The organism is Actinoplanes sp. NPDC023936, from assembly GCF_040639325.1.
GTDB lineage: Bacteria > Actinomycetota > Actinomycetes > Mycobacteriales > Micromonosporaceae > Actinoplanes.
Genome location: NZ_JBEZZR010000002.1, coordinates 459,449 through 480,937 on the forward strand (window position 1 = coordinate 459,449; position 21,489 = coordinate 480,937).

Genomic DNA, 21,489 nt, shown 5'->3' on the forward strand with positions numbered 1-21,489 from the left:
CCGGCCCCAGGTCGGGTAGACTTGCGCCGTCGCCGTCCTCGTCGATTTGTCAAATCGACCCCGGGTCCGGTTCAAACCGGGCCCGCGAAGCACGGCGATCGCGCGTGCGGCCCGCAACACCCGCGTGTGGCCCGCGCCAAACAAGACCGCGCCCCAGACTTCGACGGGCGCACCACGAGAGGGCACCCGTAAAACTTCATGACCGACAATGAGCAAGCTCTAGTACCCGTCACCAGCCGTGCACCGGTCCGTCCGGACAGCCCCACCTTCGCCGAGCTGGGCGTTCGCGCCGAGACTGTCGAGGCGCTGTCCAAGGCGGGCATCACCCACGCGTTCGCCATCCAGGAGTACGCGCTGCCCATCGCGCTGCGCGGCACCGACCTGATCGGCCAGGCGCCCACCGGCACCGGCAAGACCCTCGGCTTCGGCCTGCCCCTGCTCGAGCGCGTCACCGCGCCGTCGGAGGGCGCCGACGGCAAGCCGCAGGCCCTGATCGTCGTGCCCACCCGCGAGCTCGGCCTGCAGGTCGCCCGCGACCTCGCGGCGGCGGGCAGCACCCGCGGCGTCCGCGTCCTGCCGATCTACGGCGGCGTGGCGTACGAACCGCAGGTGGACGCCCTGAAGAAGGGCGTCGAGATCCTGGTCGGCACGCCCGGCCGCCTGCTCGACCTGTCCAAGCAGAAGCAGCTGAAGCTCAGCTCGGTCCGCGCGCTCGTCCTGGACGAGGCGGACCGGATGCTCGACCTCGGCTTCCTCGAGGACGTCGAGAAGATCCTCGCGATGCTGCCCGACCAGCGTCAGACGATGCTCTTCTCGGCCACCATGCCGGACCCGATCGTCGCGCTGTCCCGCCGGTTCCTGCGCAACCCGGTGACGATCCACGCCGGCCACACCGCGGAGAGCGCGGCCTCGCCGCTGACCAAGCAGGTCGTCTACCGCACGCACCCGATGAACAAGCTGGAGATGGTGGCCCGCATCCTGCAGGCCCGCGGTCGTGGTCTCACGATGATCTTCACGCGCACCAAGCGGGCCGCCGACCGGGTCGCCGAAGACCTCGATTTCCGTGGCTTCGCCGTCGCGGCGGTGCACGGCGACCTGGGCCAGGGCGCCCGGGAGCGGGCGCTGCGGGCGTTCCGCAGCGGCAAGATCGACGTGCTGGTCGCGACCGACGTCGCCGCCCGTGGCCTCGACGTGTCGGGCGTCACCCACGTGATCAACTACGACTGCCCGGAAGACCCGGAGACCTACACCCACCGCATCGGCCGCACCGGCCGGGCGGGCGCCACCGGTGTCGCGATCACGTTCGTGGACTGGGAGGACATGCCCCGCTGGGTGCTGATCGACAAGTCGCTCGGCTTGGGCATGCCGCAGCCGCCGGAGACCTACCACACCAGCCCGGCGCTCTACGCCGACCTGGACATCCCGGCCGAGGTCTCGGGCACCCTGCCGACCGCCGACCGCAGCCGCGTCGGGCTGTCGGCCGAGGTCGAGGAGGACCTGGGCACCGCCAGCCGCCGTCCGGGCGGGCGCGGCCGGGACCGCGATCGTGATCGCGGACGCGGCGGCCGGTCCCGCGGCGGCTCCACCGGGCCGTCCGACAACGCCCGCTCCGACAACTCCGGCTCCGAGGCTGAGACGACCGAGCGGCCCAAGCGCGAGCGGCGCCGCCGCCGGGTGACCGAGGACGCCGAGGGTACGGCCACGCCGGCCGCCCCGGTGACCGAAGCCACCGCAGTGACAGAAGCCACCCCGGTGACCGAGGACGCACCGGCCGCCGAGGAGGCGCCCGCCGCCCCGCGTGCCCGGACCCGGCGGCGCCGCACGCCCGCCACGGCTCCCGTGGCGTTCTCGGACGGCACCGCCGCCGAGGCGCCCGCTGCCGAGGCACCTGCTGCCGAGGCATCCGCCGCACCCGTTGCCGAGGCGCCCGTCGTCGCGGTTCCCGCGGAGGCGACGGCGGAGGCCACCGAGGGCGAGGCGGCAGCGCCGCGCCGCCGTCGGCGTCGCACCCGCGCCGAGACGACCGAGGCCGCCGAGGCCTGATCGCCGATGGTGAGAAGCACGGGACCACGGATGGTCCCGTGCGGCTCAGCGCCAGCGTTCCTCGAGCTCGCCGAGCAGCCCGATGTTGAGCCGGTACGCCGCAGCCACCTCGTCGAGGAAGGCGTTGCGCTCCCCGCGTGACCAGGGCACGGCGTTGAGCTGGTCGCGGTACCGAGCCCGGAACAGCGGCGGGTCGACGCCCTCGAAGACGAAGAACCGATACCCCTGCCGGTCCAGCCGGTACGCCTCGACGAGCCGCTGCCCGAGCCACTGCCCGCCGGACAGGTCACCGAGGTACCGCGTGCAGTGATGCGCCACGTACCCGGTGGCATGGTCGAACGCGGCGGACCGGATCCGGGTGCAGTACGTGGTCGTGGCCGGCAGCGCGGAGATCCGGCTCTGCCAGCGCGCGCCGAACAGGAATCGCAGGTCGGCTTCGAGCGCCGGGATCCGGAACAGCTCCGGGTAGACGAAGTGCCGGGCGACCGGATCGTCGGTCATCGCGGCGGCGGCCAGCTCCAGCGTCTCGTAGACGAACCAGTGCTGCGCGGCCAGTTCCGCGTAGGCGGCGAGTGGCAGCCGCCCGGTGGCGAGCCCGTCGACGAACCGACTCCGCTGCGCGACGGCGCGCCCTTCCCGGGTGACCTCCCGCAAGCGGTCGGAGAGCAGGCCGACGATCAACGACACCTCCTTGCCCGCTGATCAACCTAACCGTGCCGCGCGAGATCCACAGCCCCTCGGGCCGTGGGCAGAATGGAAGACATGCCAGAGCCGCTCGATCAAGTACTTGCCGAGGTCCGGGAGTTGTTGCTCGCCCCGGGCCTGACCCGGGCCGTCGCGGCCGGCCGGCGCCGCGGCCATGTGCCGTCGGTCACACGGGCGCAGGTGCGGCCGGTCACGCTCAAGTCCGGGCAGCGACTGCAGATCGTCACCGACGACGGCGCCCGTCCGTTCACCCGCAATGTCGCGCCCGGCGCCGAGGCGGCCGCCGCCTTCGACGAGCTGCTCGCCGAGCCGTTCGGCAACTGGCACGTGGAGACCGAGACGGCCACCGTCCAGGTGCGGGTGACCAAGAAGGGCGACGCCCAGGTCCACCGGGCCGCCGCGGCCGCCGCGGCCGCTGCCAAGCCCGCCGAGCAGGCTCACGACCGGGAGAAACAGTGGCTGCTCGACCCGGGTGACCCGCTCTTCGACGTGATCGGGGGCAACGCCGCGAAACGCCGCCAGATCGACGCGTTCCTGCGCGCGCTGGCCGCCACGCTCCCCGACGAGCTGCCGCAGCCGTTGCGGGTGGTCGACCTGGGCTGCGGCAACGCGTACCTGACCTTCGCCGCCTACCGTTACCTGCACATGCGTGGCGCGCGGGTCGAGGTGGTGGGTGTCGACGTCCGCGAGGACCAGCGGGTGCGCAACACGGCCGTCGCGGAGCGCCTGGGCTGCGCGAGCGAGGTCAGCTTCGTGGCCGGCACGATCGAGGACGCGCAGCTGCCGTTCGCGCCGGACCTGGTTCTCGCGCTGCACGCCTGTGACACGGCCACCGATCAGGCGCTGGCCCGGGCGGTGCGCTGGGAGGCGAAGTGGGTCCTCGCGGCGCCCTGCTGCCACCACGACATCGCCGCGCAACTGAAGACCCTCAAGACCCCTTTCCCGTACGGGGAAACGACACGTCACGCCATCCTCCGGGAGAGGTTCGCCGACGTGCTGACGGATTCGCTGCGCGCCGCCCTGCTGCGGCTCAACGGGTACCGGGTGGACGTGGTGGAGTTCGTCGACTCGGCGCACACCCCGCGGAACCTGCTGCTCCGGTCCCGCCGCACGGGCGCCGCGCCGACCGCCGACCAGCAGGCGGAGTACTCCGCGCTGACCGGTCAGTGGGGCGTGACGCCCGCGCTGGAGAAAATGCTCGCCGCCGAACTGCCCTAGCTCACCACGACGGTCCAGGCCGCCGTGGAGACCTTCCCGGCGACCTGGAAGTCGAAGAACATCCGGTAGGTGCCGGGGCTGGGCGCGGACAGCCAGAACTTGACCTTGCCGTCGATGAGCCGGCTCTCCGGGTGCACGTGGACGTAGGCAAGGTCGTTCTCCCGCAGGACGACCAGGTGGCCGAACGCCCCCAGGTAGGGCTCGACCGTCACCGGCTTGCCGGCGGGGTCCTTGACGGTCATCAGCAGCGGCTGGGTGGACTCGGTGCCGGGCGCTCCCTCGTACCCCACCTGGAAGCCCTGGGTGGTCGCGGCCCGCGCCGGATCGGGCAACGTCTCCGGCGTGTAGTTCCCGGCGACCGTCAGGTCGCTGCCCAGCGTGGTCGCGATCTGCGTGCCGCCGACGAGCGCCGTGAAGTCGGCGATCATGCGGTAACTGCCCGGCTCGGCGAGGGTGAGGTCGATGCTCCAGGTGCCGTCCGGCGCCATCGCCGGGTGCAGGTGCTGGAAGCCGGTGAGGTCGCGGCGGATCACGATGAGGTGCAGCGGCTTGTCGTGCACCACGGCGTACGTGGTGACCGGCGCGCCGCCGGGCCCGTGGATGGTGAACTCGAGTCTCTGCGCGCGGCCGGCCGGGAACGTGGTCGTCACCGGGGTCAGGGTCAGTCCGCCGGAGCTGAGCGACAGGCCGCCGACTGCCGCGCCGGCCGCGTTGGCGCCGGGCACCGGGACGCTCACGCCGTGGGTGTGCGGCTGGCTCTCGTCCACGACCGTCGAGGAGGCCGCCGGGGCGGCGCCGGTCGAGGCCGGGGCCGGGGTGGCGGTGGTGCCGTTGTTGAGGCGGCCCAGACCGTATCCGGCGAAGAGCACGACGATCAGCAGCGCGCCGAAGGCGGCCAGGCGGAACCCGGCGTTCGGCGGGATCGCGGGAGCCGTCGCGGCGGAGCCCAGAACCGGCGGCTCGTCGGTCCGCTCGGTTCCCGCCGTTTCGGGCACGGCGGGGCCGGCCGCGGCCGGGGCGTCGTCGGCGCCGGTGCGTGGCTCGGGGGCCGGGTGCGCCGCGGCGGCCGGGTCAGGCATCCGCGAGCTCGTAGCCGGCCTCGTCGACCGCCTCGCGAACGGCGTCGCCGGAGAGCGGCGTGTCGCTGGTCACGGTCACCGTGCCGGAGGTCAGGTCGACCTGGACGCCGGCGACCCCGGACAGCGCCGAGATCTCCTTGGTCACGGCCTGGACGCAGTGCGCGCAGGTCATGCCCGTCACCTGGTACGTGCTGGTCACCGCCATGATCGAACCCCTCCCTGGACTCGCGTCCCAACGGACATACCGACTATACCCCCCACCCGTATCAGCCTCCCGGCCGCCGTGAATTGGTCGTCCCCGGTCCGCCCGGGGTTCCCAGCGATCAGGAATCCGCCGGCCGCGAATTCCGGCGGATAGGTAGATTGCCGCCCGTGACGGATCGCAAGCACGGGCAGTACGTCCTCACCGAGGACCGGGAACGCGTCGACCTCGGCCGGGTGCATCGGTGGCTCTCCGAGGAGTCGTACTGGGCCGCCGGCCGGGAACGCGACATCGTCGTCCGCTCGATCGAGGGGTCGCTGCCCTACTCGATCTTCCTCGGGGACGAGCAGGTCGGGTTCGCCCGCGCGGTGACCGACGGCGCGACGTTCGCCTGGATCTGCGACGTCTTCATCGACCCGGCCCACCGCGGTCACGGACTCGGCACCTGGCTCGTCGACAGCATCCTGGAGAGTCTCACCGAGCGGGGCATCCTGCGGTTCCTGCTCGCCACCCGGGACGCGCACGAGGTGTACCGCCGGTCGGGCTTCGAACAGCTCGCCGGCGCGCACCGCTTCATGGAGATCGACCGCCGCCCCACCCGCAACGCGATCCTGGGTCTCGCAGCGGGCGACGGCCAGTCAACCGGCGATGGCCGGTCACCCCGCGACGGCCAGTCACCCCGCGATGGCCAGGGACAGCGGGAGAACGGCGTCGGCTCCCGCCCGGCGTAGGGCGCGGCCGGCCAGGGTCATCGTCCAGCCGGAGTCGACCAGGTCGTCGACGAGCAGGATCGGGCCGGTCACGCCGGCCAGGGCGGCGGACACGTCGGCCGGAACGGCGAAGGCGTCGTGCAACGCCCGTACCCTCTGGGCGCTGTTGCCCCGCGCGGAGGTCTCCCCCGCCACGTCCGAGGTCAGGACGCCGAGGAAGGGCAGCCGCCCCACCGTCGCGATGTGCTCGGCGAGGCTGTGGACAAGTTGTGGACGACGCTGTGAGCCGACCGCGACGACGGCCGCCGGGCGCTGCCGCCAGGCGTCCTCGCCGTGCGCCCAGGTCTTGAGCACCTCGACCACCGCGGCGGCGAGATCGTCCGGGATCGGGGCGTCCGCGGACTCCGGGCTCACCACCGAGCGCAGCCGGCCGCCCCAGCCCAGATCGGAGAGGCGGCCGACGGACCGGCCCGGCTCGATCTGCTCGGACGGCGGGATCTTGCCCTTCAGGCTGACGCCGACGGCGGCCAGGCCGGTGGGCCACATCTTCTTCGGCGCGATCACCACGCCGGGGCGGCCCAGGAACGCGTCCGCCGCGGCCACCGACGCCGACGAGATCTCGGCGTCGAAGAGGGGTCCGGCACAGTTGTCACAGCGCCCGCACGGTACGGCTTCCGGGTCGTCCAGGCAGCGGCGGAGGAACTCCATCCGGCAGTCGGGCGTGTCCGCGTACCCGATCATGGTTTGTTGCTCGGCGGCTCGCGCCTCGGCGACCCGGCGCAGTCGCACGGTGTCGTAGGTCCACGGTTCGCCGGTGGCGAGCCAGCCGCCGCGCGTGCGACGGACCGCGCCGTCCACATCGAGGACCTTGAGCATCAGTTCCAGGCGGGTGCGGCGCAGGTCGACGAGGGGTTCGAGGGCCTGCGTGGAGAGCGGCCGATCAGCGGAGAGCTGGGCCAGCACCGAGCGCACCTGGTCCTCCGGCGGGAAGGCGAGCGACGCGAAGTACCGCCAGATGGCCGCGTCCTCCCGCCCCGGCAGCAGCACCACCTCGGCGTGCTCGACGGCTCGGCCGGCCCGGCCGACCTGCTGGTAGTAGGCGATCGGCGAGGGCGGAGCGCCGAGGTGCACCACGAAACCGAGGTCCGGCTTGTCGAAGCCCATCCCGAGCGCGGACGTCGCGATCAGCGCCTTGATCTTGTTGTCCAGCAGGTCCTGCTCGGCGGCGCGGCGCTCGGTGTCCTCGACCTGCCCGGTGTACGACGCCACCGCGAACCCCCGCGACCGGAGGAACTCGGCGGTCTCGGTGGCCGCCGCCACCGTCAGCGTGTAGACGATCCCGGAACCCGGCAGCCGGTCCAGATGGTCGGCGAGCCACGCCAGCCGGTGTGCCGGGTCGTCGAGCCGCAGCACGGCGAGCCGCAGCGAGTCACGGTCCAGCGGGCCGCGCAGCACCAGCGTGTCGCCCTCGCCGAGCTGGTCGGCGACGTCCGCGGTGACCCGCGCGTTCGCGGTCGCCGTGGTGGCCAGCACCGGGGTGTGCGAGGGGAGCCCGGCCAGGAACGTCCGCAGCCGCCGGTAGTCGGGGCGGAAGTCGTGCCCCCAGTCCGAGACGCAGTGCGCCTCGTCCACCACGAGCAGGCCGGTGCTGGACGCGAGGCCGGGGAGCACGTTGTCCCGGAAGTCCGGGTTGTTGAGGCGCTCCGGGCTGATCAGCAGCACGTCGACCTCGCCGGCCCGCACCTCGGCCTCGATCAGCGACCACTCGTCCAGGTTCGCCGAGTTGATGGTCCGCGCCCGGATCCCGGCCCGGGCGGCGGCCTCCACCTGGTTGCGCATCAGCGCCAGCAGCGGCGAGACGATCACCGTGGGACCGGTCCGGGCGTCCGCTCGCAGCAGGGCCGTCGCCACGAAGTAGACCGCCGACTTGCCCCAGCCGGTGCGCTGCACGCAGAGCACCCGCCGGCGGTCGACGGTGAGCGCCTCGATGGCGCGCCACTGGTCCTCGCGGAGAACCGCGTGGTCCCCGGCGAGGCGGCGCAACACGGCTTCGGCGCGCTCACGGACAGCGGCTCGGTCCTGCGTCGTATCAGTCACCCGGCATGTCTATCAGCCCGGCGGGGTGCGGCCGCCGTCATCCACAGGCCGGGCCGTTATCCACAGCTTCCCGCCGGGGGTCTGTGCCGGCCGGGCCGGCCAGGCCCGCCCGGCGGGTCAGGCGGGGCGTCGTCCTGGCCCTGGGTCAGGCAGGGCGTCGTCCAGGACCGCCCGGTGGGTCAGGCGGGGCGTCGTCCAGGACCGCCCGATGGGTCGGGCGGGGCGTCGTCCTGGCCCAGCGCGGCGCGCAGCAGGCGGATCTCCCGTTCCGCGATGGCCGCGCCGGTGATCGGTTCGGCCGGCGGCTCAGGCTCGGCCGGCTCCATGCGCATGTGCCAGTCGGTGTGGACCGTGGTGTCCACCACCCAGCTGCCACAGCGCAGGCAGGTGTAGCCGTCCGGGTCCTCGATCGCGGCGGCCGGGCTGGTCGCGGTCCCGGTCACCGTGTCGGTGCCGTCCGGCTTCGCCCTCCCGCCGGGGGCCGGGACCTTCGCCGTGCCCCGGATCGCGCCCCACCGCTTGGCCCGGTGCATCTCCGCGGCCGTCCAGAGCCGGAACCACTCGTTCACGACCACCTCGGACGGAACGCGCAGCGCCTCCCCGAGCAGCTCGACCAGTTTCCAGGAGGGCATCATCTTGCCGCCCAGGACCTTGCTGAGCGTGGCCTTGCTGTACCGCACCCGCGCGGCCAGCACGGCCAGCGAAGGCTTGCCGCCGCTCAGGTGGGCGATGTTGAGCTGGTCGACGAGCTCGGTCCAGGCGCTCGTGCCGTCGACGAACCGCGCCCGCATCCGGGCGAACTCCCGGTCGTGGACCAGGTCGGAGGCGCCGATCATCGCGCCGGGCTGGCCGATCGGGGCCGGCTCGGACTCCCGGTGACGGCCGGCGGCGTAGGGATCTCCGCGGCGTGGGGCCGGCGCGTAGTGGAACGTCTTGCCCACGTCGTCGGCGTCGTCACGATACCGGGTCACCGGACGCCCCGATCACCGACAGTGACCGGACAGTGCTTCTCCGAAACGCTATTACTTGCGGACGGCGACATTCTTGCCAACCCTTCATTGCGCTGGTCTGGGTGGTCCCGAGCCGAAGATCAGATATGCGATAACGGGCTTGATGGTGGACAAGTCCGCACCGCCGGATACACATTCTGCACTCACCCGCACCGGTGCACCAACCCGGAATTCGGCGCCGACCGGACGATCCACAGGCCCGCGAAACGTGAAAGTTGCACACAACGGGTCGGTGGGCAGGCTCGTAGATCTTACGAGTCTCCATGGAAAGGGTGCCGGGAAAAGGATTGAGGGGCCAGGTGCGCGCTTGATCGCACACCGGCCCCTCAACCGTCCAGGAAGACCGCCACCATAGCCGCTTCCTGATATTGCTCAGCCGAAGTGGCCCGGGACCAACCGAACACAACATCGGGCAGGACCACTTTCGTCGCCCACGGGCGCCACCTTACCCGCCACCGCCCGGGGCCATCGAGATCGTTACCACTGTTAAGCGAGAGATAAGACTTCTCCGGCAACCCGGATCAGCACCGGCGAACCTCTCCGGCACGCCACCGAGAACGCAGATCGAAGCCCTTCACCAGGAGATTCCCAAACGGAATGATCGTACGGTTTCGAGTCGTCGACAATGGCTATCAGAATTGATCTACACAGCGACCGGGTCCGGGCCGGTCAATTAGATCACTTGAATCATCCGATCGTGCCGCCGATCAGACTCTCCGGAGGATGCCGGACGGCGACAGCAAAGGAACAAGAAAGACTCACTGTGAGCATTCCCTTTCCATTTACATTGCGATCCGGCGTGCCGAATGGCGATGGCCCCGACGCACTGCGCGTTGTTTATGACAGATCCGCCACGACCACCATTGTCGGCCGGATTCCTCACCGACCGCCGGTCCGGAATTCCGACGTCCGATCCCGGCCTAACGGGCCAATGGGGCATTTGGCGATTAAGCGACACTCTAGACATGGCTTGCTTACCGTCCGTGATGGCCGTGGCGGCTTCGCGTATTGAGTTGCGCAGATTTTCGTCAGAGATTTTCCGGCGTGTCGATCTTCGAACGGTCGTCCGGCGGTGGACGGCACGGTTCCGCTCCGGGGCCGGCACGGTGACCCCTCCTAACCGGCACGGTGGCCGCTTCGCCGAAAGTGGCGAAGCGCGGCGGCCGGGGTGAAAGTCTCGACGCATGACCACGACGATCGCCGAGAAGCTGATGATCAAGTCGAACTCGACTGTCTGGCTCAACGAGCCGTCCCGGCTGCCGCTGCTCACCCCGATGCCCGAGGGCGTCCGCGAGACGGGCGTGCTCGCCACCGCCGGCACCGCCGTGCTCTTCGTGGAGGACGCGGCGGGTGCGCGGGAGCAGCTGGCCGAGCATCGGGCGGATCTGGATAAGCCCGGGGCGTTCTGGATCGCGTACCCGACGGGGAACTCCACCGACCTGGACCTCTCGCCCATCGTCGCCGACTACGACCTGCGAGCCTGCGACCAGGTGGCGATCGACGAGCGGTGGCAGGCCCTGCGATGCGAGGTCAACCAGCCCGGCTAACGGCCCAGCACCGACCCGCCGTTCACGTTGATGATCTGCCCGGTGACGAAGCCGCCGCCCGGGCCGACCAGCCAGCGCACCGCCTCGGCGATGTCGCCCGGCACACCGGCCCGCTTGACCAGGGTGGCGTCGATCCGCGCCTGATGTCCCTCCGGGGTCATCCGGCCGAGGAAGAACTCGCTGTCCGTGACGTATCCCGGTGAGATCACGTTGGCGGTGATCCCGTCCTGGCCGAGACTCGTGGCGAGATCCAGCGCGTACCCGTGCAGTGCGGCCTTGGCTGCGGAGTACGGCCCGCCGCCGCCGCGCTGAGCCGCGATCGAACTGGTCAGGATGATTTTGCCGCCGGGGCGGCGCAGCCTCGGCAGCAGCGCCGTGGTGGTCAGGACCGCTGTCAGCACGTTCGAGTCGAGGTTGGCCCGCCAGCGCTCGGCGACCCCCTCCAGGGTGCTCTCGTCGTGCGCGACGTACGCCCCGGCGTTGTTCACCAGCACGTCCAGGTCCCGGTCGCCGACCGCCTCGACGACCCTCGCCACCTGGGCCGGGTCGGAGACGTCCGCGGTCACCGCGCTCGCCTGCGGGCCGATCCACTTCACCGCGTCGGCGAGCACCTCGGCGCGCCGCCCGACGATGATGACGTCGAAACCCTCGCCGGCGAGCATCCCCGCCGTCGCCTTCCCGATGCCGGTCCCACCGCCGGTGACCACTGCGAGTCGTGTCATGGTCCGAGCCTATCGACCGGTTTTGAGCCGGCGTGCTCACATCGCCAGCGAGAAGCCGGCGCCGCGCTTCGGGATGGGCGCCGGATCGCGCTGCGGTGTCTGCGGCACGGCTGGTTCGCGTACCCCATCGGGCTGCCCACCGGCCCGGCGCGGCGGCACACGCTTGCGCTTCCCCACCTTGGCCGGGGGTTCCTCGCCGGTCGCCGCCCGCACCGAGTTGTTGTTGACGGCGCCCGGGCCGGTGCTGCCCAGCACCTCCGCGCGGCACGGCAGGCCGTCCACCGAGAAGGACAACGGCAACGGGTTCCGGTCGCGATATCCGCCGTGCAGCAGGACCGATTTCGATCGTCCCTTGCCGCTCACCGCGACGTGCCGGCCCTGCTGGCTGATCGCCTTCGAGGCCGGTGCCAGTCGCTGCGTGCCGGGGTAACGGAACTCCACCCGCCAGCGGGCGTTCGCCGCGGCAGTCGTCATCACTGTCAGCCGCGCCACGAAGTCGGTGCCGGAGTCGCGCCGTACCTCGTAGGTCACCGCGCACCGCCCGCGCGGGGTGCTCGCGGTGCCCAGGCTGCCGACGGCCGCGTCGGCCGAGCCCGCCGCGGCGGTGTGCGTCGCGCCGGTCTCGCCCGCCTCCTCGCGGGCCGACCAGCTGAGCGCGGACGAGCCGAGCAGCAGCACCGTGGCGAACGCGGCGATCGCGGACATCCGGTTGCGCCGGCGATCGGCGGTGTCGCGCAGCCGGCCGAAGGGGGCGGTGAAATTCCGGCCACCCGGGAAGAGGCCGCCCAGGAAGAGACCACCGCCCAGCGGGCGCACGTGGCGGATCCGCAGCGCCGCACCGATCTTCAGGCCGGCACGCAGGCGCAGCTTCATCACCTGGGCCGCGTCCCGGCGTGGCAGCCCCCAGGACCGTTTGCCGGCCGGCGCCGAGGGTTGCTCGCCGTCGCGGGCCGGGGATCCCTGCGGGGCAGGGCAGGGGAATCTCTGGGTCGCCGGCATCGGCACGACGGCTCGGGCGGCCGGGACGGTCGGGCGTTCGCCGCTCCGCAACGGCGGGATGATCGGCCGCACCCCGACCGCCGCGGCGAGGGCCCGGGCCACATCGGCCGCGCCGGGCCGGCCGGCCGGATCCTTGGCGAGGCAGCGGAGGCACATGGCGGCCACCGCGGCCGGCATCCCGGGCACGTCGGGCAGCGGCGCCGGGTCGGAGTACAGGTGGGCACGGAGGGCCTCGGCGGTGTTCTCGGCGGGCCACGGCATCCGGCCGGTGAGCGCGCGGTAGAGCAGCAGGCCGAGCGCGTACACGTCGGTGGCGGGCGAGACGGACGCGCCGCCGAGCCGTTCCGGCGCCAGGTACGCGGGCGTGCCGAGCAGGCTGCCGTCCGGGGCGGCGTCCCGCTGCCCGACGACCGCGGAGATCCCGAAGTCGACCACCTTCGCGCCGGCGCCGGTGAGCATCACGTTCGCCGGCGTGACGTCGCGGTGCACGACGCCCCGGGCATGCGCGGTGGCCAGCGCCGACGCCACCTCGACCGCGATGATCACGGCCTCCCGCCAGGGCAGCGAGCCCTGCCGTGCGATCCGGGCCCCGAGCGACTCCCCGTCGTTCAGCTCCATCACCACGAACGGGACGGTCAGCTCGTCGGAGAACCGCGCCTCACCGAAGTCGTGGATGCCGGTGATGTGCGGATGGCAGAGCCGGGCGGCGGCGAACGCCTCCTGCCGCAGCCGATCCCGGAAGGTACGGTCCTCGGCCAGCTGCGGCGAGAGGACCTTCACGGCGACGTCGCGCCCGAGCGTCTCGTCGTAGCCACGCCAGACCACCGACATCCCACCGGTGCCGAGCTTCTCGACGAGCCGGTATCGCCCGGCGATACGGAGCGATCCGCCCTGACCGTTTCGCTCCGTTCGCGCCATGCGCCGATTCTCGCCCGAGCAGCGAGCCCTCCGGACCCGCACCCGAAAACCCGTCCCTAAACCCACCAACCGCCCCATTTCCGGCCCGCCGCCTCCCGCCGAACTCCACGGGGGCGATCTTGGCGAGTTGCCGCCATTGAGCAGATCGCCAAGATCGCGGAAGAGCGGCGAGTGGGAGGGGACGAGGGGGTGGGTATCAGCCGGCCAGCAACTGGTCCACCGGGGCGTAGTCGTCGGTCAGGACGCGGGCGTCCGCGACGAAGTCATCCAGTTCCTTCCCGGACAGCAGTGTCACTGGCTGTTTCACCCCGGACAGGCCGGTTCGCACCGTTTCCAGCGGCAGCGGGCTCTTCGACGCCAGGATCACGAAGTTCGACCCCTGCCCACCCGCGATCGCCTCCGGCGGGGCGATCAACGCGACATGCGGGAACGCCGCCGCCACCGTCGCCACCTCGGCACGGATGAAACGGTTCGGCGGGTAGTCGATGACGTTCTGCGCGTAGATCCCACCGTCCCGCAGCACGCGCGCCACGTCGACGGCCATCTCCCGGGTCGCCAGATGCCACGGCACCACCAGATGACCGAAAGCGTCCCCGACGACGAAGTCATACGACGAGCTCGCCTGCCCGGCCACCCCGACCCGCGCATCTCCCACCTGAACCCGCAGGTCGGGCCCGGTGACGAGGCCGAGCTTCTGCTTGTCGAGATCGACCAGGCCACCGTCGAGCTCCAGCACGAGCTGGTCGCTGCCGGGCCTGGTGGTCCGCAGATAATTGGGTACGGTGAATCCCCCGCCCCCGATGTGCAGGGCCTCCACGGGCCCGGGCCGCAGCCCGTCGAGGACCGCGCCGATCCACTGGACGTACTCGAATTCGAGGTACCGCGGGTCGTTCAGGTCGACGTAGGAGTGCCGCGCCGAGTTGAGGATCAGCGTCCGCCCGCCGTCCCGGGCCGGATCCGCGTCGACCCGCGCACAGTGGTAGGCGGTCTCCAGGTCGCACGGTGTCGGCGAGGTGGCCCCGAGCCCGGCGCCGACCAGGCCGACGGCCGCGAGGGCGGCACGGACCCGGGGCGACCCGGGCATGTCCCGCCGCAGCCACCAGCCGAGGACCAGGCCGCTGACGGCGAGCAGCACGGCGAGGCTGAGCACGATCGCGCTGCTCGGCATGGCGGCCACGAAGACGAACCCGGTCACCAGGGTCGCGGTGATCGCGCCGAGGGTGCCGATGCTGGAGAGCCGCCCGACCACGCTGCCGGCCTGCCGCAGGTCGCCGAGCTGAAGTTTCACCACCATGGGCGCGATCGTGGAGAGCACGAACGCGGGCAGGAAGATCGCCAGCGCGGCGAGCATCAGCACGGCCGGGGCGGCGCCGCCGCGGAGCAGCTCACCGCCCCAGCGGACCAGCGGCAGGGTGAGCGCGGTGCCGATGGCGCCGAGGATCAGGGCCGGTGCGAGCAGGGCACGCGGGTCGTACCGGTCGGCGAGCCGGCCGCCGAGCCAGGCGCCGTAGGCGATCGCGGCGAGCGCGACACCGATCACCGAGCTGCTCACCTGGAGGGTGACGCCGACGTACGGCCCGACGAGGCGAAGCGCGACGATCTCCAGGACCAGCACGGCCCCACTGGATCCAAAAGCGAGGGCCGAGGCGAGGGCCGAGGGCAGGGCGCGCGGCGGGTTCTCCACCGCGCGGATGCTACCCATCCCCCTCGATCTTGGCGATTTCCGCCGCACCGTCCCAGTGGGAAATCGCCAAGATCGCGGGGAAACCAGTTCGCTAGCGGAGGGCGGCCAGGTGGAGGTTCGGCTGCTGCGCGCCGGGGGCGAAGGAGGGGAGCTCCAGCACCTCGATGCCGGCGGCGCGCAGCAGCGCCACGCCCTCGCAGTGCACGAAGACATCCGGCTCCCGCCAGGCGATCACCACGCGCGGGATCCCGGCCGCGATGATCAGGCTGGTGCAGGTGGCGTGCGGCCGGCTGGCCCGCTCCGAGCACGGCTCCAGCGTGCTGTAGATGGTGGCGGCACGCAGGCGCGCGTCACCGGCGGCCTTGAGCAGCGCCGACTCCTCGGCGTGCACCCGCGGGTCGTCGTCCCGGGAGTACCCCGAGGAGATCTCCCGGCCGGACTCGTCGACGATGACCGCCCCGACCGCGAACGCGGTCTCCGAGCGGGGGCAGCGGTGCGCCAGGTCGACGGCGCGGCTCATCCACCGGTGGTGGTCCATACGGCTCCAGTCTGCGGTCACGGGTCACGGCCCGTACCTCATCGGAACGCTGACGCCGCACTTTCGAATCCTGGCACAACCGGCTCGAAGAAAACCTCAGAGCATGCTCAGGTGCACGTGGTTGGTGTGCACCGCGGCCGGTCCGCCGCTCGCGCTGTACGCGCGCCAGCCGGTGCTCGGCATCCAGATCTGCCGGTACCAGATCACGTACATCACGCCGAGCTTGCTCGCGTTCTTCACGTAGTACGCGGCCAGCCGGTCACCGTAGCTCTTGTCCCCGCCACTGGCCGCCACGTTCTGGAAGCCGCTCGCGGCCGCGGAGAAGTCGCAGGCCCGGCCCTTCGGGTGTTCGCCGGACGCCCGGGCGCTGTAGCAGACCGTGTACCGCTTGAACCCGTCGGCGCGGGACTCCTGGTACGCGTGCAGCGTGCGCGGCGTGATGCACCCGCCCGAGGTCGGGTCCTTGACCGTGCAGGACTCCTTGGGCCACGAGCCGTCGGAGTTGCGCGGCGCCGGCTGGGCCGCCGGGGAGTTGGCGGCGACGAACCCGCCGGCCGCCCCGCCACCGACCTCGGCGAGCGCCAGCTCGGCCTCCTTCTTCTTGCGGGCCATCAGCGTGACCTGCTTCTTCTGCTCCTTGACCTCGGTGTCCAGCGCGACCTTGGCGCGTTTCGCCGTCGCGATCTCCTCCTGGTACTGGGCGAGCGTGCCGCTGTCGAGCTGGGCGAGCATGTCGAGGCTCTGCGCCCGTTCCATGAAGCCGTCCGGCGAGGTGCTGTTCAGCAGCATCGTGACGGTGCTGATCCGGCCCATCTGGTACGACCGGTTCGCCACCTCGCTGACCTGGTCGGTCAGCGCCTTCGCGGTCGCCTCGGACTTCTTGAGCCCCTCGGTGAGCTGCTTCTGGCGCTTCTTGGAGTTGGCGAGCTTGGTCTTCGCCTGGTCGTACCCCTTGGCGGCGGTCTCCAGGGCGGTGCGCAGTTTCTTGCTGCCGCCCTCGTCGTCCGGGTCGGCGGCGGCCGGGGACGCCGGCAACACCAGGATCGCCGCGACGGCGGCGACGAGCAGAGCCAACAGGGCAGTGCACCGGCGCGGGAGTCTGGCCGCCACAGATGACCTCCAAGTCGTGAGCGCCGGTACTCTACCGTGCCGGACCTGGAGTAAGAGAGATCGATCAGGTGGCCGAATATCCACCGTCGACGAAGAGTGTCTGACCGGTGACCGCCTGACCAGCATCGCTTGCCAGGAAAACGGCACATCCGGCGAAATCCGCCGGCAGACCGTTGCGCCCGATCATGCTGCGGGCGGCATGGGCGGACACTTTCGTGGGATCCGAGAACACCTCTTCGGTGAGGGGCGTGTGCACCACACCGGGCGCGATCGCGTTGCAGCAGACGCCTTGGCGCGACCACGCCTCGGCCTGCGAGCGGGTCAGCCCGACCAGGCCGGCTTTCGCGGCTCCGTAGGCGCCGCTGTTGCCGTAGGCACGGAACGCCTGCTGCGAGACCACGTTGATGATCCGTCCCCAGCCGCGCTCGGCCATCGCCGGCCCGAACGCCTGGCCGAGCAGGAACGGCGCGGTGAGGTTCGCCTCGAGGGTCAGATCCCAGACGTCCTCGGTCAGCGAGGACATCGGCGGCCGCAGGTTCACGGCTGCCGAGTTGACCAGGATGTCCGGTTCCCCGTACCCGTCGATGATCTGCGAAGAGGCGGCCTTGACCGCCTCGCGCACCGAGAGATCCGCGGAGATCGCGCCGGCTTCCGCGCCGTGCGCGCGCAGCTCGGCGACCACCTCGGCCATCGGCGCCGCGCGCCGCGCCACCAGCACCACGCGCGCGCCGGAACGGCCGAGAGCCAGGGCGATCTCTCTGCCGATCCCGGAACTGCCGCCGGTCACGACCGCGGTGCGCCCGCTCAGACCGAAGAGCCGATCAAGGTACGACGTCACGAGGCGAACCCTAGCCTTCCGGCACCTCGGGCGGACCGTCCGGGAAGAGGGTGCCGTGGACGGTCTGGAAGATCTCGTCGTTCGCGGCGACCAGCAGCCCGCGCCGGCGGTTCGTCGGCCGGTAGTCCGAGCCGTCCCAGTGCCGCACCGTGCCGCCGGCCTCGCGCACGATCAGCGAGCCGGGCACGTGGTCCCAGGGCAGGATCCGCCAGAACATCGCGAACTGCTGCTCGTCGGTGGCGACGGCCGGGTACTCGTACCCCGCGCAGTGCCGTCCCGGGGTGTGCCCGCCCAAGCCGGCGGCGTTCGTCCGGACCGAGTCCCGCAGGTCGTCCGGGAAGTACTTGTGCGAGATCACGCCGTGCAGCGCGGCCGCGCCCGGATCGTCGGTGCGCGTCTTCACCCGGACGCCGTCGCGGTACGCGCCGGAGCCCGCCTCGGCCACCGTCAGGTGATCGCCGACCACGTCGAGGATCCAGGCGGCCTGCGGCTCCCCGTCGCGGACCAGCGCGACCATCACGCAGAACGGCGTCTTGCCGGCGGCGAAGTTGTTCGTCCCGTCGACCGGGTCGACGATCCACACGGCGCCGTCCGAGCCGAGCCGGTCCCGGACCGCGGGATCGGCGGCGACAGCTTCCTCGCCGACCACCAGGGAACCGGGCAGCAGCGCGGTCAGTCCCCGGGTCAGCGCCCGCTCGGACTCCTGGTCGGCGATGGTGACCAGGTCACCCGGCGCCTTCTGGGACACCTCGCCCTCGGCCAGGTGCTTCCAGCGCGGCAGGACGATCGTGTGTGCGACCTCGCGGATGAGTTCGGCGACCTGATCAAGCACGTGGCGGCAACTTCACGACGCTGACGAAGAACTCGTCGATCTGCCGGATCACCGCGATGAACCGCTCGAAGTCCACCGGCTTGGTGACGTACGCGTTCGCGTGCAGCTGGTAGCTGCGCAGGATGTCCTCGTCGGCGGAGGAGGTGGTCAGCACGACGACCGGGATCCGGCCCAGCTCGTCGTCCTTCTTGATCTCCTCGAGCACCTCGCGGCCGTCCCGCTTCGGCAGGTTCAGGTCGAGCAGGATCAGGTCCGGGCGGACCGCTCCCGCGTACTGGCCCTCGCGACGCAGGTAGGAGAGCGCCTCCGAGCCGTCCTGGACCACGGTGAGGCGGTTGCGGACCTTGTGCTCCTCGAACGCTTCCTGGGTCATCAGGACGTCGCCGGGATCGTCCTCGACGAGCAGCACCTCGATCGGGGTGCCACTCTCTCGGGCGTCGGTCATGCTCCCACCACCTCTCGCGTGCCGGCCTGCTCCTGCGGGTCCTCGGTGCCGGGCAGCACCGGCAGGGTGAAGTGAATCGACGCCCCCTCCGGCACGTCGACGTCCAGCCAGATCCGCCCGCCATGGTATTCGACGATCTTCTTGACGATCGCGAGTCCGATGCCGGTGCCCTCGTACGCGTCCCGCGAGTGCAGCCGCTGGAAGATCACGAACACCTTGTCGGCGAACTCGGCCTCGATGCCGATGCCGTTGTCCCGGACGTTGACCTGCCACTCCCCGCCGTCGCGTTCCACCGTGATCCGCACGACCGGCGGGACGTCCGGCCGGCGGAACTTCAGCGAGTTGCCGATCAGGTTCATGAACAGCGTGGTGAGCAGCGGTTCCTCGCCCTCCACAGTGGGCATCGGCGTCCAGGTGATCTCGGCTTCCTCACCGGCCCGCGCGTCCAGCTGCGACTTCACGTCGGAGAGCACCTTGTTCAGGTCGACCTCGGTGAACCCGGCGGTGAGCCGGCCGATCCGGGAGAACGCCAGCAGGTCGTTGATCAGTCGCTGCATGCGCTGGGCGCCGTCCACCGCGAACGCGATGTACTGGTCGGCGCGCTCGTCCATCTGCCCGGCGTACCGCCGCTGCAGGAGCTGGCAGAAGCTGGCCACCTTGCGCAGCGGCTCCTGCAGGTCGTGCGAGGCGACGTAGGCGAACTGCTCCAGGTCCCGGTTCGATCGGGTGAGCTCGTCGGTCTGCGTCTTGAGCTGCTGGTTCACCCACTCGACGTGACTGCGGGCGTCGCGCACCTCGGTCAGCTCGCTGGCGATCTGCTGGCGCATCCGATCGATGTCGTCGGCGAGCGCCGCCAGGTCCGAGGAGCCCCGCTTGATCTCGATGTGCCGGTCGTAGTCGCCGGCCGCCACCTGACGCACCTGGTCGGCCAGGTCGGTGACCGGCCGGGTCACCACCCGGTCCAGCAGATAGAGCAGGAACGCGCCGGTCAGCACGATGATCACCGCGGCGGCTATCTCGATCGCGACGAGCGTGCGGCTGGAGTCACGGGCCGCGTCCGCCGAGATCGTCCGCAGCACCTGGATGTGCGCCTGCATGTCGGCGACCGCCGCGCGCACCGCGTCGAAGTCCGCGGTGTCGGAGGCCTCGACTATCTCCTGCGCCGCTTCCGGGCCCTGCTCCCGCACGGTCCGGATGATCGGGTCGGCCACGTCGGTCCGCCAGGTGTCGGCACGCGCCTTGACCATCGCGAGCGAGTTGCGGATGTCGTCGTCGTCCGGCTTGAGCAGGGACTCGATCCGGGCGATCTGCCGCTGCTGGTCGGCGAGGCCCACCTCGTACGGCTGAAGGCTGCGCTGTTCACCGGTGATCGCGAACCCACGGACGCCGGTCTCCTGGTCGACAAGCGCCGTGTTCAGCGTCTCGCCGGCCGCCCGCATCGGGCTGGCCCGGTTCAGCACGTCGTCGACCTGCCGGTTGTTCGCGGCCGCGGTGATCGCCGCGAGCACGCCGAGACCGCCGAGCACCACACCGACAGCGATGCAGAGCGCGATGATCCGCTGGCGCAGCGTCCAGCTGCTCGCCCTGAACAGGTTCACCGTCCACCACCCCGGGAGATCATCAGCATCGCGACGTCGTCGGTGAGCGGTCCGCCGTTGGCCTGGTCGGCGCGGGCCACCAGCCACGACGGAAGCCCGGTGAGCGACACTCCCCGGGCCTCCGGCTCGTCCAGCAGCTTGCAGAGCCCGTCGACGTCGAGCCGCTCGTTACCCACGCCGGTGTGCCCCTCGATGAGTCCGTCCGTGTACATCAGCAGTGACCAGTCATGGTCGGTGAACTCCAACTCCGTCACGGGTGTAGGCGTGGGACGTACCCCGAGCACGATTCCGGTACGCGCGGCGACCGGGTGGGCCCGCCCACCGGAGAGCACGACGGGTGGCGGGTGGCCGGCCAGCCGGACCCACGCCCGATTGGCCGGCAGGTCGATGACCGCGGCGGCCACCGTGGCGAACACCTCACGGGCCCGCCGCTCGCTCATCAGCACCTGCTCCAGCGAGGGCAGCACCTGGTCCTCGGGCACGCCGGCGAGCACCAGAGCCCGCCAGGCCACCCGGAGCTCGACGCCGAGCGCGGCCTCGTCGACGCCGTGCCCGCAGACGTCGCCGACGATCACGTGCAGCCGGTCCTCGCCGACCTGCACCACGTCGAAGAAGTCACCGCCGAGCAGGCCCAGCGCCCGGCCGGAGCGGTAGAACGTCTCCACCGACACCTCGGACGTCTGCATCAGCGGCTGCGGCAGCAGACCCCGTTCCAGGCGGGCCGACTCGGCCTGCAGCAGCTCCACCTCGCGCAGCCGGCGGGCGTTCTCGTCGGCGCGCTTGCGCTCGACCGCGTACCGCAGCGAGCGGATCAGCAACACCCCGTCGACCTGGCCCTTGACCAGGTAGTCCTGGGCGCCCTCGGCGACCGCCTGCACGCCGAGGTGCTCGTCCGAGCGCCCGGTGAGCACGCAGACCGCGGCGGTGCCGGCGACCGCGAGCAGCTTGCGCAGCCCGTCGATGCCCTCGGCGTCCGGCAGGCCCAGGTCGAGCAGCACGCACTCCACGCCGACCAGCCGCTCCCGCGCCTCACGCAGGGTGCTGGCGACGGTCAGCTCGAACGGCGCCTCCGCCTCCTCGAGCAGCTCACGAACGAGAAAGGCGTCGCCCTCGTCGTCCTCGACGAGCAGGATCCGCAACCGTTCCAGCTGGTTCGCCGCGTACCGCGAGGGCGCGAGCGACCGCTCCGTCATT

General features: G+C 71.5%; 18 protein-coding genes and 1 pseudogene. 4 read left to right on the forward strand and 15 right to left on the reverse strand.

Annotated elements, in window-relative coordinates:
• Positions 1 to 198 precede the first annotated feature (198 nt).
• Positions 199 to 2,043: a DEAD/DEAH box helicase gene (locus tag AB0F72_RS04415; RefSeq protein WP_360424952.1), complete on the forward strand. Its 1,845-nt coding sequence runs from the start codon at positions 199 to 201 to the stop codon at positions 2,041 to 2,043.
• A 45-nt stretch (positions 2,044 to 2,088) separates the two neighbouring features.
• On the opposite strand, the gene AB0F72_RS04420 is transcribed toward AB0F72_RS04415, so the two are convergent.
• Positions 2,089 to 2,730 (reverse strand): biliverdin-producing heme oxygenase, encoded by a 642-nt coding sequence (locus AB0F72_RS04420; RefSeq protein WP_360424955.1) that lies wholly within the window; start codon positions 2,728 to 2,730, stop codon positions 2,089 to 2,091.
• 75 nt (positions 2,731 to 2,805) lie between these two features.
• Here AB0F72_RS04420 and AB0F72_RS04425 point away from each other — a divergent pair, with 75 nt between their 5' ends.
• Positions 2,806 to 3,966 (forward strand): SAM-dependent methyltransferase, encoded by a 1,161-nt coding sequence (locus AB0F72_RS04425; RefSeq protein WP_360424957.1) that lies wholly within the window; start codon positions 2,806 to 2,808, stop codon positions 3,964 to 3,966.
• Here AB0F72_RS04425 and AB0F72_RS04430 read toward each other — a convergent pair.
• Together AB0F72_RS04430 and AB0F72_RS04435 are read right to left on the reverse strand one after the other, a co-directional pair.
• The gene (locus AB0F72_RS04430; RefSeq protein WP_360424960.1) at positions 3,963 to 5,045 is read right to left on the reverse strand and encodes a hypothetical protein; all 1,083 of its coding nucleotides are present in this window, start codon (positions 5,043 to 5,045) and stop codon (positions 3,963 to 3,965) included. The two genes, AB0F72_RS04425 and AB0F72_RS04430, sit on opposite strands and share 4 nt — an antisense overlap.
• A complete protein-coding gene (locus tag AB0F72_RS04435; RefSeq protein ID WP_360424963.1) occupies positions 5,038 to 5,250 on the reverse strand; it encodes a copper ion binding protein in 213 nt (70 codons plus the stop codon). Before AB0F72_RS04435 ends, AB0F72_RS04430 begins: the two co-directional genes overlap by 8 nt.
• Before the next feature lie 167 nt (positions 5,251 to 5,417).
• Here AB0F72_RS04435 and AB0F72_RS04440 point away from each other — a divergent pair.
• Positions 5,418 to 5,840, forward strand: a pseudogene (locus AB0F72_RS04440) (GNAT family N-acetyltransferase); the annotation flags it as partial.
• Between the two features lie 81 nt (positions 5,841 to 5,921).
• Here AB0F72_RS04440 and AB0F72_RS04445 read toward each other — a convergent pair.
• Positions 5,922 to 8,054, reverse strand: coding sequence for a RecQ family ATP-dependent DNA helicase (locus tag AB0F72_RS04445; protein ID WP_360424966.1), 2,133 nt, complete (start codon positions 8,052 to 8,054; stop codon positions 5,922 to 5,924).
• Between the two features lie 179 nt (positions 8,055 to 8,233).
• Entirely contained in the window at positions 8,234 to 9,025 is a 792-nt protein-coding gene (locus tag AB0F72_RS04450; RefSeq protein ID WP_360424969.1) for a helix-turn-helix transcriptional regulator, read from the reverse strand.
• A gap of 1,223 nt (positions 9,026 to 10,248) precedes the next feature.
• Here AB0F72_RS04450 and AB0F72_RS04455 point away from each other — a divergent pair.
• Positions 10,249 to 10,611 (forward strand): hypothetical protein, encoded by a 363-nt coding sequence (locus AB0F72_RS04455; RefSeq protein WP_360424972.1) that lies wholly within the window; start codon positions 10,249 to 10,251, stop codon positions 10,609 to 10,611.
• Here the strand turns inward: AB0F72_RS04455 and AB0F72_RS04460 are convergent.
• From AB0F72_RS04460 to AB0F72_RS04505, 10 genes are all read right to left on the reverse strand, one after another.
• Positions 10,608 to 11,333, reverse strand: a complete 726-nt coding sequence (locus AB0F72_RS04460; RefSeq protein ID WP_360424975.1) for an SDR family oxidoreductase — start codon at positions 11,331 to 11,333, stop codon at positions 10,608 to 10,610. The genes AB0F72_RS04455 and AB0F72_RS04460 overlap by 4 nt on opposite strands.
• Before the next feature lie 36 nt (positions 11,334 to 11,369).
• Positions 11,370 to 13,250, reverse strand: a complete 1,881-nt coding sequence (locus AB0F72_RS04465; protein ID WP_360424978.1) for a serine/threonine-protein kinase — start codon at positions 13,248 to 13,250, stop codon at positions 11,370 to 11,372.
• A gap of 196 nt (positions 13,251 to 13,446) precedes the next feature.
• Complete coding sequence (locus AB0F72_RS04470) at positions 13,447 to 14,952, reverse strand: fused MFS/spermidine synthase (RefSeq protein ID WP_360424981.1); 1,506 nt, start codon at positions 14,950 to 14,952, stop codon at positions 13,447 to 13,449.
• A 73-nt stretch (positions 14,953 to 15,025) separates the two neighbouring features.
• Entirely contained in the window at positions 15,026 to 15,472 is a 447-nt protein-coding gene (locus AB0F72_RS04475) for a deaminase (protein ID WP_360424984.1), read from the reverse strand.
• 96 nt (positions 15,473 to 15,568) lie between these two features.
• Complete coding sequence (locus AB0F72_RS04480) at positions 15,569 to 16,546, reverse strand: hypothetical protein (protein ID WP_360424987.1); 978 nt, start codon at positions 16,544 to 16,546, stop codon at positions 15,569 to 15,571.
• Positions 16,547 to 16,646: 100 nt separating this feature from the next.
• Positions 16,647 to 17,420: an SDR family oxidoreductase gene (locus AB0F72_RS04485; RefSeq protein WP_360424990.1), complete on the reverse strand. Its 774-nt coding sequence runs from the start codon at positions 17,418 to 17,420 to the stop codon at positions 16,647 to 16,649.
• Between the two features lie 10 nt (positions 17,421 to 17,430).
• The gene (locus AB0F72_RS04490; RefSeq protein ID WP_360424993.1) at positions 17,431 to 18,252 is read right to left on the reverse strand and encodes an inositol monophosphatase family protein; all 822 of its coding nucleotides are present in this window, start codon (positions 18,250 to 18,252) and stop codon (positions 17,431 to 17,433) included.
• Positions 18,245 to 18,697: a response regulator gene (locus AB0F72_RS04495; protein WP_014440640.1), complete on the reverse strand. Its 453-nt coding sequence runs from the start codon at positions 18,695 to 18,697 to the stop codon at positions 18,245 to 18,247. The genes AB0F72_RS04490 and AB0F72_RS04495 overlap by 8 nt, the downstream gene beginning before the upstream one ends.
• Positions 18,694 to 20,295, reverse strand: coding sequence for a CHASE3 domain-containing protein (locus AB0F72_RS04500; RefSeq protein ID WP_360424997.1), 1,602 nt, complete (start codon positions 20,293 to 20,295; stop codon positions 18,694 to 18,696). Before AB0F72_RS04500 ends, AB0F72_RS04495 begins: the two co-directional genes overlap by 4 nt.
• On the reverse strand, positions 20,292 to 21,488 hold the full coding sequence (locus AB0F72_RS04505; RefSeq protein WP_360425000.1) for a fused response regulator/phosphatase: 1,197 nt from the start codon (positions 21,486 to 21,488) through the stop codon (positions 20,292 to 20,294). The genes AB0F72_RS04500 and AB0F72_RS04505 overlap by 4 nt, the downstream gene beginning before the upstream one ends.
• Position 21,489 lies beyond the last annotated feature (1 nt).